Origin of the sequence: Pseudomonas sp. SJZ079 (assembly GCF_007993865.1) — a bacterium.
Classification (GTDB): domain Bacteria; phylum Pseudomonadota; class Gammaproteobacteria; order Pseudomonadales; family Pseudomonadaceae; genus Aquipseudomonas.
The window spans coordinates 103,818-118,740 of sequence record NZ_VIUH01000012.1 but is presented as its reverse complement, the minus strand read 5'-3'; the positions used below and the strand labels follow the sequence as shown (position 1 = coordinate 118,740).

Annotated in this window: 14 protein-coding genes; 5 read left to right on the top strand and 9 right to left on the bottom strand. The window is 63.5% G+C overall.

Translation table 11 applies throughout. The annotated features are described in order from the left end of the window. Positions 1 to 203: 203 nt before the first annotated feature. Entirely contained in the window at positions 204 to 767 is a 564-nt protein-coding gene (locus tag FBY03_RS12975) for a DUF4157 domain-containing protein (protein ID WP_147172786.1), read from the bottom strand. 334 nt (positions 768 to 1,101) lie between these two features. Continuing rightward, positions 1,102 to 2,004, bottom strand: a complete 903-nt coding sequence (locus tag FBY03_RS12970; RefSeq protein ID WP_147172785.1) for a LysR family transcriptional regulator — start codon at positions 2,002 to 2,004, stop codon at positions 1,102 to 1,104. Positions 2,005 to 2,129: 125 nt separating this feature from the next. Here FBY03_RS12970 and FBY03_RS12965 point away from each other — a divergent pair, with 125 nt between their 5' ends. From FBY03_RS12965 to FBY03_RS12955, 3 genes are all read left to right on the top strand, one after another. Continuing rightward, positions 2,130 to 2,828, top strand: coding sequence for a CoA transferase subunit A (locus FBY03_RS12965; RefSeq protein ID WP_147172784.1), 699 nt, complete (start codon positions 2,130 to 2,132; stop codon positions 2,826 to 2,828). Between the two features lie 36 nt (positions 2,829 to 2,864). Further along, positions 2,865 to 3,521, top strand: coding sequence for a CoA transferase subunit B (locus FBY03_RS12960; protein ID WP_147172783.1), 657 nt, complete (start codon positions 2,865 to 2,867; stop codon positions 3,519 to 3,521). A gap of 177 nt (positions 3,522 to 3,698) precedes the next feature. Further along, positions 3,699 to 4,880 (top strand): acetyl-CoA C-acetyltransferase, encoded by a 1,182-nt coding sequence (locus tag FBY03_RS12955; protein WP_147172782.1) that lies wholly within the window; start codon positions 3,699 to 3,701, stop codon positions 4,878 to 4,880. Positions 4,881 to 5,350: 470 nt separating this feature from the next. Here the strand turns inward: FBY03_RS12955 and FBY03_RS12950 are convergent, their stop codons facing one another. From FBY03_RS12950 to FBY03_RS12920, 7 genes are all read right to left on the bottom strand, one after another. Further along, positions 5,351 to 6,295, bottom strand: coding sequence for an SdiA-regulated domain-containing protein (locus tag FBY03_RS12950; RefSeq protein WP_147172781.1), 945 nt, complete (start codon positions 6,293 to 6,295; stop codon positions 5,351 to 5,353). A gap of 103 nt (positions 6,296 to 6,398) precedes the next feature. After that, positions 6,399 to 7,922, bottom strand: coding sequence for a glycosyltransferase family 39 protein (locus FBY03_RS12945; protein ID WP_147172780.1), 1,524 nt, complete (start codon positions 7,920 to 7,922; stop codon positions 6,399 to 6,401). Positions 7,923 to 7,926: 4 nt separating this feature from the next. After that, complete coding sequence (locus FBY03_RS12940) at positions 7,927 to 8,205, bottom strand: lipid-A-disaccharide synthase N-terminal domain-containing protein (protein WP_147172779.1); 279 nt, start codon at positions 8,203 to 8,205, stop codon at positions 7,927 to 7,929. A 1-nt stretch (position 8,206) separates the two neighbouring features. Beyond that, entirely contained in the window at positions 8,207 to 8,950 is a 744-nt protein-coding gene (locus tag FBY03_RS12935) for a glycosyltransferase family 2 protein (protein ID WP_147172778.1), read from the bottom strand. A 40-nt stretch (positions 8,951 to 8,990) separates the two neighbouring features. Continuing rightward, entirely contained in the window at positions 8,991 to 9,992 is a 1,002-nt protein-coding gene (locus FBY03_RS12930; RefSeq protein ID WP_147172777.1) for an NAD-dependent epimerase, read from the bottom strand. Further along, positions 9,989 to 11,332 (bottom strand): UDP-glucose/GDP-mannose dehydrogenase family protein, encoded by a 1,344-nt coding sequence (locus tag FBY03_RS12925; RefSeq protein WP_147172776.1) that lies wholly within the window; start codon positions 11,330 to 11,332, stop codon positions 9,989 to 9,991. Before FBY03_RS12925 ends, FBY03_RS12930 begins: the two co-directional genes overlap by 4 nt. Positions 11,333 to 11,895: 563 nt before the next feature. Next, positions 11,896 to 12,870 (bottom strand): cysteine synthase A, encoded by a 975-nt coding sequence (locus tag FBY03_RS12920; protein WP_147172775.1) that lies wholly within the window; start codon positions 12,868 to 12,870, stop codon positions 11,896 to 11,898. 212 nt (positions 12,871 to 13,082) lie between these two features. Between FBY03_RS12920 and FBY03_RS12915 the strand changes: the two genes are divergently transcribed. Further along, the gene (locus FBY03_RS12915) at positions 13,083 to 14,168 is read left to right on the top strand and encodes a methyl-accepting chemotaxis protein (RefSeq protein ID WP_147172774.1); all 1,086 of its coding nucleotides are present in this window, start codon (positions 13,083 to 13,085) and stop codon (positions 14,166 to 14,168) included. Positions 14,169 to 14,171: 3 nt separating this feature from the next. Next, positions 14,172 to 14,870, top strand: a complete 699-nt coding sequence (locus FBY03_RS12910) for a hypothetical protein (RefSeq protein WP_147172773.1) — start codon at positions 14,172 to 14,174, stop codon at positions 14,868 to 14,870. The last annotated feature ends 53 nt before the right edge of the window (positions 14,871 to 14,923 follow it).

Genomic DNA, 14,923 nt, shown 5'->3' with positions numbered 1-14,923 from the left:
CCGCGGCTCCGAGGCTGCGGCCAGCGTGGTGGTCAATGGTTCGGTAGGTGTGTCCGGACAGAAGCATCAGCGGCGTTGACTGGACGAGAGGACTAACAAACCCGAGCGCAGCCCCACGATCTCCGGCGCCCCGCTATCGACAGTCGCAGCGCCAACATAACCAGTCCCCATTCTCGCCGCTGCCCGCCCTTGGCACGCGGCGGTTAACGAGCCAGCTCGGCCTGGGCCACGCTGGCTCGCAGCGCTCTGGCCACCTGCACCTGGATCGCATAGGCCGGCGCCTCGACAGCCTGGTAGTCCCGGGTATAACGCGAGGCGAATTCGCCCACCCCCCATTGCTGATACTGCTGCACATGCTTCAACTCATGCGCCCAGAGCGCGACGTTGTTGAGGGCGTCATCGGCAGAGCGGAAGACGATGATGTCCACCAGGGTGACGGCGTTCACATCGGGGTTCTGCAGCATGGTATGCGCCGCGTTCAGCTCCACCTCATCGCCCACCTTGTAGCGAGCCAACTCGAGCACCTGAAGGTCATAGTAGGGTTCGAGCTGGGCACGGATATTCAGCGGGATTTGCCGAACATCACCGGCTGCCGCGGTGTTGCGCGATTGCACTATCCACCGCTGCAATCCAGCGGCGGCCATCTGGCTGACGCTGTCGAAGATCGAGCCCATGTCCTCTTTCGAGCCGGGCGCACAAAAGCAGCTGACCACGCAGACTTCATGCTGCCCGGCCGGACAGGCTAAAGCGGCGAAGGAAGCGCCCATGGCAACCCACAGCAGCGCTGAACGGCATAGCTGACGCAAAAAAACCGCTGACACTTGATTCTCCCAAAGGCGATGGCGACTGGCAGACACTAGCGTGGGCATTGCTGCCTCGCCGTGCAACCGCGGGTTGGACAGCGGCGACGCGCATTCATCCCCCCGAGCCTATGGCTTTTTCTGGCCACTGCCCCGATGCCTGATCGCCGCCCCACGGCTGTGCAACAAACAACGTGATCGTTAATTGATCGACGTTTGCCGCTCAAAACATTGTCACCCGGCCCAGACCCGAAATCGGTTACTACACCGGAGGCGCTGCAGCGCAGCGCCAGAGCACTGACTATCGGCTTGCTCGCGCCGGGCTGGAGGACACTTCGATGACGATGTCCGCCAACGCCTGCGCCGCCGTCGACAGCTTGTGCTCGGCCAACCGCAGCAGGCCGACGCGGCGCTCCACCTGCGGGCCGTTGAGGGCCACACAACGGGCGCCCAGCTCCTCCATCTGCTGGATGCACAGGCTGGGCACCGCGCTCACCCCCAGGCCCTGGGCGACCATCCGCCCCACCGTCACCAATTGGTGGCTCTCGAAGGCTACGGGGAGCTTGCCGTGCTGCGCGGCGATGCGCTCTTCCAGCAGCAGGCGTACCGCCGAAGGGCGCTGCAGGGTGATGAAGCTCTCGCGCAGCAGCTGCTCCCAGGTCACCTCGGCGCATTCGGCCAGGGGACTGTCCGCCGGCACCACGGCTACGAAGCGGTCGCTGTAGAACGGTGTGAAATCCAGGCCATCCAGGGACTCCGGCTCGAAGGCGATGCCCAGCTCGACGCGGCGGTTGCGCAGCATCTCCAGCACCTGCTCGTTGATCACGTCATGCACCGCCACGTTGACCTTCGGGTGACGCTGGCGGAACGCCTTGAGCGCCACCGGCAGCAGGTTACCGGCAAAGGACGGCATGGCGGCGATGGCGACCTTGCCCAGCTGCAGGGTGAAGTGCTGGCGCAGCAGTTCCTCGGCGTTGTCCCAGTCCGCCAGCAGGCGGCGGGCGATGGGCAGCAGGGTTGCGCCCTCCGGGGTCAGGCTGACGCTGCGGGTGGTACGCGCCAGCAGCTGACCACCGAGCGACTCTTCCAGGTTCTTGATCGACAGGCTCAGGGCCGGCTGCGACAGGTGCAAACGCTCACAGGCCTGGGCAAAGCTCAGGCTCTGCGCCACGGCGAGGAAGGCGCGCAATTGCTTGACGGTCATTTATTTACTTTCATCATCAATTAACAAGAAAAACAAACTTAACAAATCAGTCCGCAACAGTGAAGCTCTGCCTCGTTTGCTGGCAGCACGGCTGCCGAACCCATAACTACAAGAGGCGCAGCAGCATGAGTGGACTCGACAAGCGGGTAGGCAGTTACGCGGAAGCCCTGGCCGGGCTGACCGACAACATGACCGTTCTGGCCGGTGGCTTCGGCCTGTGCGGCATTCCGGAAAACCTCATCGCCGAGATCCGCCGCCTGGGCGTGCGCGGGCTGACCGTGGTCTCGAACAACTGCGGGGTCGATGGTTTCGGCCTCGGTGTGCTGCTGGAAGACCGGCAGATCTGCAAGATGATCGCCTCCTACGTGGGTGAGAACGCGTTGTTCGAGCAGCAGTTGCTCAGCGGCGAACTGGAAGTCGAGCTGACCCCGCAAGGCAGCCTGGCCGAGAAGCTGCGTGCCGGTGGCGCCGGCATCCCGGCCTTCTTCACCGCCACCGGCTACGGCACCCCGGTCGCCGAAGGCAAGGAGGCGCGCGAAATCAACGGCCGCCACTACATCCTCGAACCCGCCATCACCGGCGACTTCGCCATCGTCAAAGGCTGGAAGGCCGATCACTTCGGCAACGTGGTCTACCGCCACACCGCGCAGAACTTCAACCCAGTGGTGGCCACCGCCGGGCGCATCACCGTGGTCGAGGTGGAGGAAATCGTCGAACCGGGCGAACTCGACCCGGCACACATCCACACCCCGGGCATCTACGTCGATCGCATCATCCAGGGCAACTTCGAGAAACGCATCGAGAAGCGCACCCTGCGCGCCTGATCAACCCGCAACTACCGATAACAAGAGGTTTTCGTCATGGCTCTTACCCGTGAACAGATGGCTCAGCGTGTGGCGCGCGAGTTGCAGGATGGTTACTACGTCAACTTAGGCATCGGCATTCCGACCCTGGTGGCCAACTACGTGCCGGCAGGCATCGACGTGATGCTGCAATCGGAAAACGGCCTGCTCGGCATGGGCGCCTTCCCCACCGAGGACGAAGTGGACGCCGACATGATCAACGCCGGCAAGCAGACGGTCACCGCGCGCAAGGGCGCCTCGATCTTCTCCTCGGCCGAGTCCTTCGCCATGATCCGCGGCGGCCACGTCGACCTCACCGTGCTCGGCGCCTTCGAGGTGGACGTGCACGGCAACATCGCCTCCTGGATGATCCCCGGTAAGCTGATCAAGGGTATGGGCGGCGCCATGGACCTGGTGGCCGGTGCCGACAACATCATCGTCACCATGACCCACGCCTCCAAGGACGGCGAGTCCAAGCTGCTCAAGCATTGCAGCCTGCCGCTCACCGGCTGCGGCTGTATCCGCAAGGTGCTCACCGACCTGGCCTACCTGGAGATCGACAACGGCGCCTTCATCCTGCGTGAGCGCGCGCCGGGAGTCAGCGTCGAAGAGATCGTCGCCAAGACCGCCGGCAAGCTAATCGTGCCGGACGATGTCATTGAAATGACCTTCTAGGTTGTCTAGCGCCTCGGAGTCCGCCACCACGCACGGCGCCTCCGGGGCGTTTTATTGAAGCTGCTGTCCGGTTCAGCGGTCGCTGTGGGAGCGGCCGTGGTCGCGACGCTTTTCGAACCGCCCGGTTCGCGGGCAAGCCCGCTCCCACAAGGGCCGATCATTCGCAGGAGTCATCCCATGCAAGAAGTCGTCATAGTCGCCGCCACCCGTACCGCCATCGGCAGCTTCCAGGGTGCACTGGCCGGCATCCCGGCAGTCGAACTGGGCGCCGCGGTGATCCGCCGCCTGCTCGAGCAAACCGGCCTGAATGGCGCCGAGGTCGACGAAGTGATCCTCGGTCACGTGCTCACCGCCGGCGCCGGGCAGAACCCCGCGCGCCAGGCCGCGATCAAGGCCGGCCTGCCCCATGCGGTGCCGGCGCTGACCCTGAACAAGGTCTGCGGCTCGGGCCTCAAAGCCCTGCACCTGGGTGCCCAGGCCATCCGCTGCGGCGATGCCGAGGTGATCATCGCCGGCGGCATGGAGAACATGAGCCTGGCCCCCTACGTCATGCCCGGCGCCCGCACCGGCCTGCGCATGGGCCACGGTAAAGTGCTCGACAGCATGATCGAAGACGGTCTGTGGGACGCCTTCAACGATTACCACATGGGTGTCACCGCCGAGAACCTGGTGGACAAGTACGCCATCAGCCGCGAAGCCCAGGATGCCTTCGCCGCCGCCTCGCAGCAGAAGGCCTGCGCGGCCATCGAGGGCGGGCGCTTCGCCGACGAGATCACCCCGATCCTGATCCCCCAGCGCAAGGGCGAGCCCGTCGCCTTCGCCAGCGACGAGCAGCCGCGCGCTGGCGCCAGCGCCGAGGCCCTGAGCAAGCTCAAACCGGCGTTCAAGCAGGACGGCAGCGTCACCGCCGGCAACGCCTCCAGCCTCAACGACGGCGCCGCCGCGGTGCTGCTGATGAGCGCGAGCAAGGCCCAGGCCCTCGGCCTGCCGGTGCTGGCGCGGATCGCCGGTTACGCCAATGCCGGCGTCGACCCGGCGATCATGGGCATCGGTCCGGTCTCGGCGACCCGCCGCTGCCTGGACAAGGCCGGCTGGCAGTTGAGTGAGCTCGAGCTGATCGAAGCCAACGAAGCCTTCGCCGCCCAGGCGTTGGCGGTCGGCCAGGAGCTGGGCTGGGATGCCAGCAAGGTCAACGTCAACGGCGGTGCCATCGCCCTCGGCCACCCGATCGGCGCCTCCGGCTGCCGGGTGCTGGTGACCCTGCTGCACGAGATGCTCAAGCGCGACGCCAAGAAAGGCCTGGCCACCCTGTGCATCGGCGGCGGTCAGGGTGTGGCCCTGGCCATCGAACGCGACTAACGCCTGGCACTCGCACTAGCTGCGTCGGCGCCGCTTGCCGTAGTCGATCTACTGCCTGCGCGCCGCCGCCTCGCTACTGCGAGCACTGGACAAGCAGTGCTAACGGCTGGACGCCGGCGCCGGATTACAGCCAGCCGCGAACATTCAGGGCGCGCACCGACAGGTGCGGGCAATGCGCGCGGCACCGGCTTCAGCGGGCGAGCCGAACGACTCATGCCCTGCACTGCTGATTGTCGTCCAGCAAGTAACCAAGGCCGGTCACGACCGAGCGGCGCTGACCCTAGATGGCAGCCGGGCAGGCGTGCAATGCCAGCGGAGTAGAAGCGTTTGCGCTGGCAGCCAACCTCGCTCAAATCAAAGTTGGCCTCCAGGAGCCCCTGAGGAGATCGCCCCTCATCGGCAACGCCTTATTCAGTCAGCAGCTAACGCCCCTCCGGCATCGACGTTCGGCAGTAGTCGCCGGCCGGATTCTAATCTTTCTTGAACGCATAAAATAAATTAGGCTCACTCACCACGAACAGATTTCCCGAGTGGTCCATGGTTACCCCTTCCGCCTGCGGTGCGCTGGCCTTGAGGTCAGTGATACCGCCTAGCAGCGATCGAAAACTCACGTAGTTTCCAGCGTCATCCACTTCGATGAGCAGTTTCGATTGATCGCTGAGGATCAGCAGATGGCCGGTTTTAGGATCGTGATAGACGTCCGAGATATCTCGGCCAAACACACTGCGATCAATCCAGCTGGTCAGGTCGTGAATTTTAAGTTGCAACCTACCGTCCAGGGATTTGGCGGCGCCAGAAACCTCGTATAGTTGCCGCGGATCACGCTCTTTAATCACAAATACGCGATCGCCAGCAATGTCGTAAGCAACGCCTTCAAAGCCCTTGTTATGCTCACTCAGGTTGATGGCCAGCGCGAGGAACGGCGTATCCCGGGCGCTGATCTCCTGCCCCGAGGCCGGCAGGTCGACGAAGCGCAGCTGCTGGGCACCTTCTTCTACCAGCACCAGGCGGCCATTGCCCATGTAGGCCAGCCCTTCAACGTCATCAAAGCCCTTGAGTGGATAGCGGTCGAGCACTTCCCCGCTTCTGCTCAGCGCCACAATCGCCATAGCGCCTTTATTGATAACGGTGAGCAAACGGTCCTTGTCGCTGTCGTAGGTAATCCCCGAAAGGTTATCAGCGCCCTCTATCGGCTTAGCATCGATAACCACTTTGTAATCGGGGAGCCAGATATCCTGGCCGGGGGCAGGGTCCGCGCTCAGTTGGCCGAGCAGGTGATAATAGAATTGCTGATGCCAATAGAATCGGCAGGAGGCGATCCCTATGAGCGTCAGCACAAACACGCTCGAGGCCAGCCAAATCCATCGCCTGCGTGGCCAAGGGGCTTGCACATTTGAGCGATTAGCGTCATTCATCCAGATCGATCCTTAGGCGTTGCACAGCCGCCTGCCCAGTTATCTGGGCGGCGACTGTAATGGGGTATTGGCGAACGAAATCCTGGCTGGCTCGGCCTGGTAATCAGAGCGCCCTGCGCTGCCACTCGAATCGATATTCAGTGGCGGGAGGCTCGCCGGAACAGTCACCGTTGTCGGCGTCTGATCCGACCAGAAACCACTCCGCCCGCGATGTAGTTCCAAGCTCACGGGCCTTGTCGGGTAAGAAGCAGCGTGCAAGGTCCGCTCCCGGCAGGAGCACGAAAGCCTGGGGATGCTTGCGCAACCAAGTGGCGGCGGAGTCCACCGTGGCGCCCGTGGCGAAGCCAAAGTGCACGATGGGTTGCTGGGCGAACAGCCAGTTCCCTTCACGCCAGCCGACCAATAGCAGGTCCGCCCCGTTGCTCAGTTCGGCGGCCTCGCGCATTACCGTCTCGTGGGGATTGGTCCCTTCCTTGAGCGGCTGAATGAAGCCGCGGGCAAACCAGGCGCAGAACCAGAGCACGGTCAGACCGATGAACACTTTTCGACCCAGTGCTCGCTTGGCGAACCAGCGCCGCAGCAGCCAGGGCACCAGCGGCGCCACCACCAGCACAAGAGCCGGGAGTGCGGGGTAAATATAGAGCTTGCGCTTGCCGCTGCTGAGACTGAAGAACAGCACCACCAGCACGACCCAACCGAGCAACACCAGAACGCGGCCGTCATGTTTGAGCAACTGCCGACGCCAGGCCGGCACCAGCCAAGGCAGGGCCAGGAACATCGGCAGCCAGTACTTGGGGATCACCTTGACCAGGAAGTACCAGAACGGCTCGTGGTGGGCCCAGGCACTCGCGTAGCGCTGGGCCGTCTGCTTCAACAGGATTTCCTGCACATAGGCCAGGCTGGCCGGATCGCCTCGCAGCATGACGCTGACCAGCACAGGCACCAGCCACACGGCGACAGCGGCCAGCGCAACCACTAAGCCCAGCGCCCAGGCGCGCCCCTGCCCCGGCATGGCCACCACGCCCGACCAGCCCTTGCGCACCGCGTAGGCATAGGGCAACAGCATGAGGATTGGCAGGAAGCCCACGCCCTTGCTGATGATGCCAAAGCCCATCGCCGCGCACGCCAGATAGAACCAACGCCAACTCGGACCGAGCAGCAGGTGGCGGGCCATGCCATAGATACCGAGCGCGCTCCACAAGCAAAGAAACCCGTCGATCTGACCGGTGCGCAGGATGCTGTAGGTCTGGTAGGTGCCGAGGAACAGCAGCGCAGCGATGACCCCAATCCGGCGGTTCCACAAGCGCCGACCGAGGTCGTAGAGGCAGGCAGTCGAGACCACCCCGGCCAGCAGGGCGGGGAGAAACAGCGCGATCTTCGGGGCATTGGTCAACTTGATGAACAGCGCCACCGCCCACATGAACAGCGGCGGTTTGTCCGGGTAGATTTCGCCGGCACGATGGGGAATGAACCAGGAACCGTTCTGCAGCATTTCCAGGGCTACGCCGAGGAAACGCTCCTCGTCGACGTTGAGCGGTTGGCGCAGGCCCAGGCCGGCGCCGATCAGCAGCAACGCCAGGCCCATCAGCGCAAACAGCTCCATCCGCTGGCTGAGGTTGATCCGCATGGCGTCAGTCCTTTTTTTCTGTGGGCTTGCTGCGGGCAATCAATTGCAGGTTGCGCAGATAGACGACGAAACCAAAGGATTGACCGAGGATGAACACCGGATCTTCGCGATAGATCGCGTAAGACAGCAGGAGCGCGCTGCCGATGATGCTGAGGTACCAGAAGCCCACCGGAATCAGGCTGCGCTTCTTGTATTCGCTGTACAGCCACTGCAGGGCGAAGCGGCCGGTGAAGGCCAGCTGGCCGGCGAAACCGACCACCAGCCAGAGGGTTTCCTTGCCCATCTCAGCCCTCCACTTCCTGAGGTATTGCATCCAGGCGGGTGCGCCTGATCAGCCACCAGACGCCCAGCAGGTCGAGGATGCCGACCAGGGCGCGGTCGAGGTTGCCGTACTTGGACACCCCGGCACTGCGCGAGCGGTGATTGACCGGGTGGACGACCATGCGCCCGTTATGGCGGCGGATCAGCGCCGGAATGTAGCGGTGCATGTGATCGAAATAGGGCAGACGCAGGAAGGCCGCGCGCTCGATTACCTTGATGCCGCAGCCGGTGTCTGGCGTTGCATCCTTGAGCATGCGGCTGCGCAGGCCATTGGCAAAGCGCGAGGCCCAGCGTTTGCTGGCGGTGTCGCGGCGATTGACCCGATGGCCGGCCACCAGCTTGATGCCATCGGCGCGGCCCTCGCTGCCCCGCACCAGCGCCAACATCCCTGGCAAATCCGCCGGGTCGTTCTGTCCGTCGCCATCCAGCGTCGCCAGCCAGACGCCTTTGGCCTGGATGGCCGCGTGATAGATCGAGGTGCTCTGGCCCAGCGAGCGTTCATGACTGAGGATGCGCAGCTCCTTGAAGCCAGCCTGTTTCAGCGCAATCAGCTCGGCCTTGCTGGTGTCGGTGCTGCCGTCATCCACGACTATGACTTCATAGGCTTCGTCGGCGAGTGCCGTACGCACTTCCTGCAGTAGCGAGGGGAGGTTGCCGGCTTCGTTTTTCGCGGGAATCAGTACGGATACATAAACCGTGTCGGGCATGGGTATTCCAGTTTTAATATTGTTGTAAGAGCAAATTTTACTAAGCCCGATAAAAGGCCCGGTACCAACTGACGAAGCGCTCGACCCCCGTGGCCAGCGAGGTGGCGGGGCGGAAATCGATCAGTTGCGCCAGCTCCGATACATCCGCCCAGGTCTTCTCGATATCGCCGGGCTGCATCGGCAGATAGCGCTTCTGCGCCTGCAGCCCCAGGCTGGACTCGATGCACTCGATGAAGTCCAGCAACTTGACCGGCTCGCCGCGACCGATATTGAGGACGCGGCACGGCGCTTCTACTGCAGCCAAACCGCCGGCAGCACTGGCCGCCTGGCTGACGGGCGGGCGCGCGAGCAGGCGTACGATACCCTCGACGATGTCGTCGATGTAGGTGAAGTCCCGCGACAACTGCCCATTGTTATACACCTCGATCGGCTGCCCGTTGAGGATACTCTGGGTGAACTTGAACAACGCCATGTCCGGGCGTCCCCACGGCCCGTAGACCGTGAAGAAGCGCAGCCCGGTGGCCGGAATGCGGTACAGGTGCGCGTAGGTGTAGGCCATCAGCTCGTTGGCACGCTTGCTCGCGGCATACAACGAGGCCGGTCGGTCGACCGCATCGGTGGTGGAGAACGGCATCTTGTCGTTCATGCCGTACACCGAGCTGCTCGAGGCATACACCAGGTGATCGGGCGGAGACTGGCGGCAGGCTTCGAGCAGATTGAGGAAGCCGATCAGGTTGGCCTGGGCATAGGCATCCGGGTTATCCAGCGAGTAGCGCACCCCGGCTTGTGCGGCCAGGTGGATGACCTGGGTGAAACGCTGCTGGGCGAACAACTCGAGCAGGGCTTGCTTGTCGGTGATGTCCAGGCGCAGGAAGCGGAAGTTGCCGTGGCCGGCCAACCGCTCGAGGCGTGCCATTTTGAGGTCGACACTGTAGTAGTCGTTGAGGTTGTCGATGCCGACCACCTCATGCCCCTCGGCACACAAACGCAGGGCGGTGTGCGAGCCGATGAAACCCGCCACGCCGGTAATCAGCACCTTCATGCCGCACCCTCATGCCGGCGTCCGCGGCCGATCGCGAAATAGGCGATACCCGCCGCCTCCAGCTGCTGCGGGTCGAACAGGTTGCGGCCGTCGAACACCACCGGATTGGGCAGGCGCGCCTTGACCAGGTCGAGGTCGAGCACCCGGAAGTCCGACCATTCGGTTACCACCACCAGGGCATCGGCCCCTTGCAGGGCGTCTTCCTTGCTGCTGGCCAGGAACAGGTCGCTGCGCTCACCGAAGATCTGCGCGGCTTCATGCATGGCTTTCGGATCGTAGGCGCGGACGCGGGCGCCAGCCTGCCAGAGGCGTTGCAGCAACACCTGGCTGGAGGCCTCGCGCATGTCGTCGGTGTTGGGCTTGAAGGCCAACCCCCAGAGGGCAAAGGTCTTGCTGGCCAGATCGCCATTGAAGTGTCGGCTGATCTTTTCGAACAAGCGGTGCTTCTGGCTGTCGTTGATAGCCTCCACCGCCTGGAGCAGGCGTGAGGGGTAGCCGACGTCCAGGGCCGTCTGTTTCAGCGCACGGATGTCCTTGGGGAAACAGGAGCCGCCGTAACCGCAGCCCGGATAGATGAAGTCGTAGCCGATGCGCGAGTCGGAGCCAATGCCACGGCGGACCATTTCGATATCGGCACCCAGGCAATCGGCCAGGTTGGCCATCTCGTTGATAAAGGAAATCTTGGTGGCCAGCATGCAGTTGGCCGCGTATTTGGTCAGCTCGGCACTGCGGGCGTCCATGGTGATGAACTTGTCATGGTGGCGGCTGAAGGGTTTGTAGAGGTCGCGCAGTACCTCGACCGCCTGGGTATCCTCGGCGCCGATGATGATCCGTTCGGGACGCATGCAGTCGTCGACCGCCGAGCCCTCCTTGAGAAACTCGGGGTTGGACATCACCTGAAAGGCCGCGGCGCGCTCGGCGGAGCCCAGCTGTTCGACCAGGCGAGCCTTGATGCTGTCGACCGTGCCGACCGGGGCCGTGGATTTGTTGACGATGATCTTGGGCGCGGTCGCCAGGCTTGCGATCGAATCGACTACCGCGAACAGGTTGTCCAGATTCGCCTGGCCATCGGCCTGCGAGGGCGTGCCGACGGCGATGAAGATCAGCTCCGCGAAGGCGATCGCTTGCGCCGTATCGACGGTAAAACTGAGGCGCTGGGCGGCCAGATTCTTGCTCAACAAGTCCGCCAGGCCCGGTTCATAGATGGGCGAGCGGCCCTCATTGAGCAGTGCGATGCGCGCGGCATCGACGTCCATACAGCAGACGCTGTGCCCTACTTCTGCGAGGCAGGCTGCCTGAGTCAGGCCGACATAACCGCTTCCAAAAACAGTGACCTTCATTTCGCCTCTCTGGACATTGGGGCACAGGGCTGTAACGACAAAAAACCACATGTGACAACAGGGACCGCGGCAAAGCGATACGTTGCGTCAAGATGCAAGAGTTCGTGAGGGGGTGAGCGCTGCACTTGGGTGTTGGACTCGGGCGCTTATATAGCAAAATTTCATGACAACTTAGTAGATTCGACAAGCTTATGAAAGAGCCGCCTGACTTTAGGGCTGAACTGCTTTCGGTTGCCGCATGCCAATATTAACAGGCTTGCTGCCGATCCAGGCTGGGTAAAAACGCAGGGAGCATTCGAGTACGGATATTTGTGCAGTTGTCACCCCCCTCTGAATGCCCTCAGTACTCGCCGCAAACAGAGCCCCGCTGACAACGAACAGAAGTTCGCGCAGCGGCCAATGCCTCTGGCCCTGCCTGCGCTCATCCCGAGCGACCAAGGCAACTGAAGCATGAACTCGCAGCAACGCTGCGGCGTACCGACGCGCCTCTGCGCGATAGCCTGGGCAATCCCAGCTGCGGCCACGCTTATTGCCGGCGCTGATTGGGATAAACAGTGGCAGCACTAAGCGGGCGCCAGGCCATGCTCACTCAGCCACGTCGGGTTGAACAAGCGGCGCATGTACAGTCCGCCACGGTCACACAGCAGGGTCACTACCCTATGTCCGGGCCCCAGTTCGCGCGCCACCCGCACGGCGGCAACCAGGTTGATGCCGGAGGAGCCACCGAGGAACAAGCCCTCCTCGCGCAACAGGCGATAGACCATGTTCACGCAGCTCGGGTCATCGACCTGCACCGCACTGTCGATCGGCGTACCCTCCAGATTGGCGGTTATCCGCGTGGTACCTATGCCTTCGGTGATGGAGCTGCCCTCAGCCTGCAACTCTCCGCTCAGCACCCAGTGATAGAGCGCACTGCCCATGGGGTCGGCGAGGACGATACGGACCTTGGGGTTACGCTCCTTGAGGTAGCGCGCGACGCCGGCCAGGGTGCCGCCGGTGCCCGTGGCACAGACGAAGGCGTCCACCTGCCCCTGGGTGTCGTGCCAGATCTCCGGCCCGGTGCTGCTGTAGTGGGCCTGGCGGTTGGCCAGGTTATCGAACTGGTTGGCCCAGATCGCACCCGGCAGTTCGCGAGCCAGGCGGCCGGCGATCTTCTGATAGTTGTCCGGGTCCCGGTAGGGTTTCGGCGGTACCGGGCGCACCTCGGCGCCGAGTGCGCGCAGCAGCTCCAGTTTCTCCAGCGATTGGTTGTCGGGAATCACGATGATGCAGCGGTAACCGCGGCTGGCGCAGATATGCGCGAGGCCGATGCCGGTATTGCCGGCCGTGCCCTCGACCACGGTGCCGCCGGGACGCAGTACGCCACGCCGCTCGGCGTCGAGCACGATGGACAAGGCGGCGCGATCCTTCACCGAGCCACCTGGATTGAGGAACTCGGCCTTGCCGAGAATCTCGCAACCTGTCTCACGACTGAGCCGCTCGAGGCGGATCAACGGGGTGTTGCCGATGCTGCCGATAAAACCGTCACGGATATCCATGCCGCACCTCCACCTGGCGCACGGGGAAATGCCGTTTTCATTGTTTCAGTCTAGCGCCTGAGTGGCGAAGGGCACGCCTGCCCGGTCTGCGCGAGGGTATTTTCAACCGTGACTTCGCGCCCTGGGTGAAACGCACAGGCGAACTTCGATGGCGGTGGCCAATATCTTGCAGCGTCCCAGGCAAATGTTCGCCCTTGCGTAAGGAATAGCCGATGGAATCCTCTTTGACCGCAACGACTGGCGGACGACCGGATGCCCGTTTCTGGCTGATATCCAGCTGCTGGTTGATAGGCATCCCGCTGGCCTTGAGCGGCCAGACCTGGCCGGCACTGCTCACGCTGTTCAGCGGGTCACTGCTGTACCTGTGGCAACAGCAGCGCCAACGCCAGCAGTTACAACGCCTGCTGCGAGGCCTGCAACAGCTCTGCGGCGACAGTCAGCCGGAACTGCACAGCCTGATTCTCAGCAGCAGCCAGGAACGGCGCAACGCCGAGCGACTGCGCAGCGAAGTACTGTTCGCCGGCCAGGCGCTGGCCGAAATGGCCGCAACTACGGAGCAACGCAGCGACGCGCAAGGCCGACAGGTGGCCACTATCGCCCAGGCCAGCGAGGAGATCGGCCTCACCCTGGGACAGATCCAACACCTCGGTCAGCAGGCGATGAGTGCGTTTCAACTGGCGCACCAGAAGAGTGAGGCCGGCCAGCAGGATGCCCAATCAGTGGGCAACGCCATGGCGGGGATCCGCAGCAGCCTGGGCCGTACCGCCGAAGCGGTGAACCAACTGCTGAGCCACACCCTGGCCGTGGAAACCGCCTTGCAGGGCATCCAGGGGCTGGCCAAGCAGACCCAACTACTGGCCTTGAATGCCTCCATCGAAGCAGCCCGCGCCGGCGAACAGGGCCGCGGCTTTGCGGTGGTTGCCGATGAAGTACGGCAGCTATCCCTGGCCAGCGATCAGGCCGCCCAACGCATCACCGGCGTGGTGGGCGACATTGCCCAGTCGGCGCAGAGCCTGCACCACGAGGTCGAGGAGCACCGGCAACTGCTGGAGCACGGCGCTCACCAGAGCGAGGCGCTGGCGGCTGATCTGCAGCAACTGGCGCAACAGAGCCAGCAGAGCCTCGGCGACATGCACTGCCTGCAGCAGGCCCTGGACGAACACGGTCAAGCCAGCCAGTCACTGCACGAACAACTGCAATGCATGGGACAGACCGTCGCGGAGCAACGCGAGCAGACCCACGAACTGCACAGCCTGACCCTGTACCTGACCCGACTGACCACAGCCAACGAGAGGTGACTCATGGAAATCTGGCTTGCCACTGGCCTCGCCGCCGCCCTGCTGCTGAGCGGCAGCCTGTTGCATCATTGCGCCGTACGCCGCCGTCACGCGCGCCTCGACCGCCGGGATAACCACGCCCTGCAACTGGCCCTGGAGTTGCTGCAAAACCTGCAGAAGCACCGCGGCCTGGGTAGCCAGAACGATGAGCCGACTCGCCGTCAGCGCGCCACCATCGCCCAGCTGCTGGACGACCTGTGGCGGCGCTGGCCGGCCAGCGAGTTGCGCCTGCCGGAAATAGACAGTAGCTGGCCGACGTTGCGCGCGGCCGCCGGAGACTTCAATGGCCACTGCCGACTGATCGAACAGTTGCTCGAGGTCGTGCACCTGCTCGAGTTGCGTCTCGGCGAACGCAATGCGCAGATCACCGCGGGCCTCGGTGAGGCGTGCCGGGGCCTGGAAGACCTGGCCCGACTGCGCGGCTTGGCGGTGCGCGCGGCCAATCATGAGCGCTGTCCGCTGGAGTTGCAGATTCAGATGCGCTACCTCTGCCAACGCCTGGCGACTGGCTCATGCGAGAACCCAGTGCGTGAGGTGCTCGGCCGCCTCGACCGCGAACTGATCGGCGCTGCCAAGGTACGCCTAGGGCCAGGCGAATGCTTCGCCCTGCTCACACCGATCATCGACGAGAGACTGCACGGCTTGCGCCTGAGCCTTGCCTGAGCAATTACGGACACCGGCACACGCAGAATCAGACCCCAGGAGTGACAGCGACA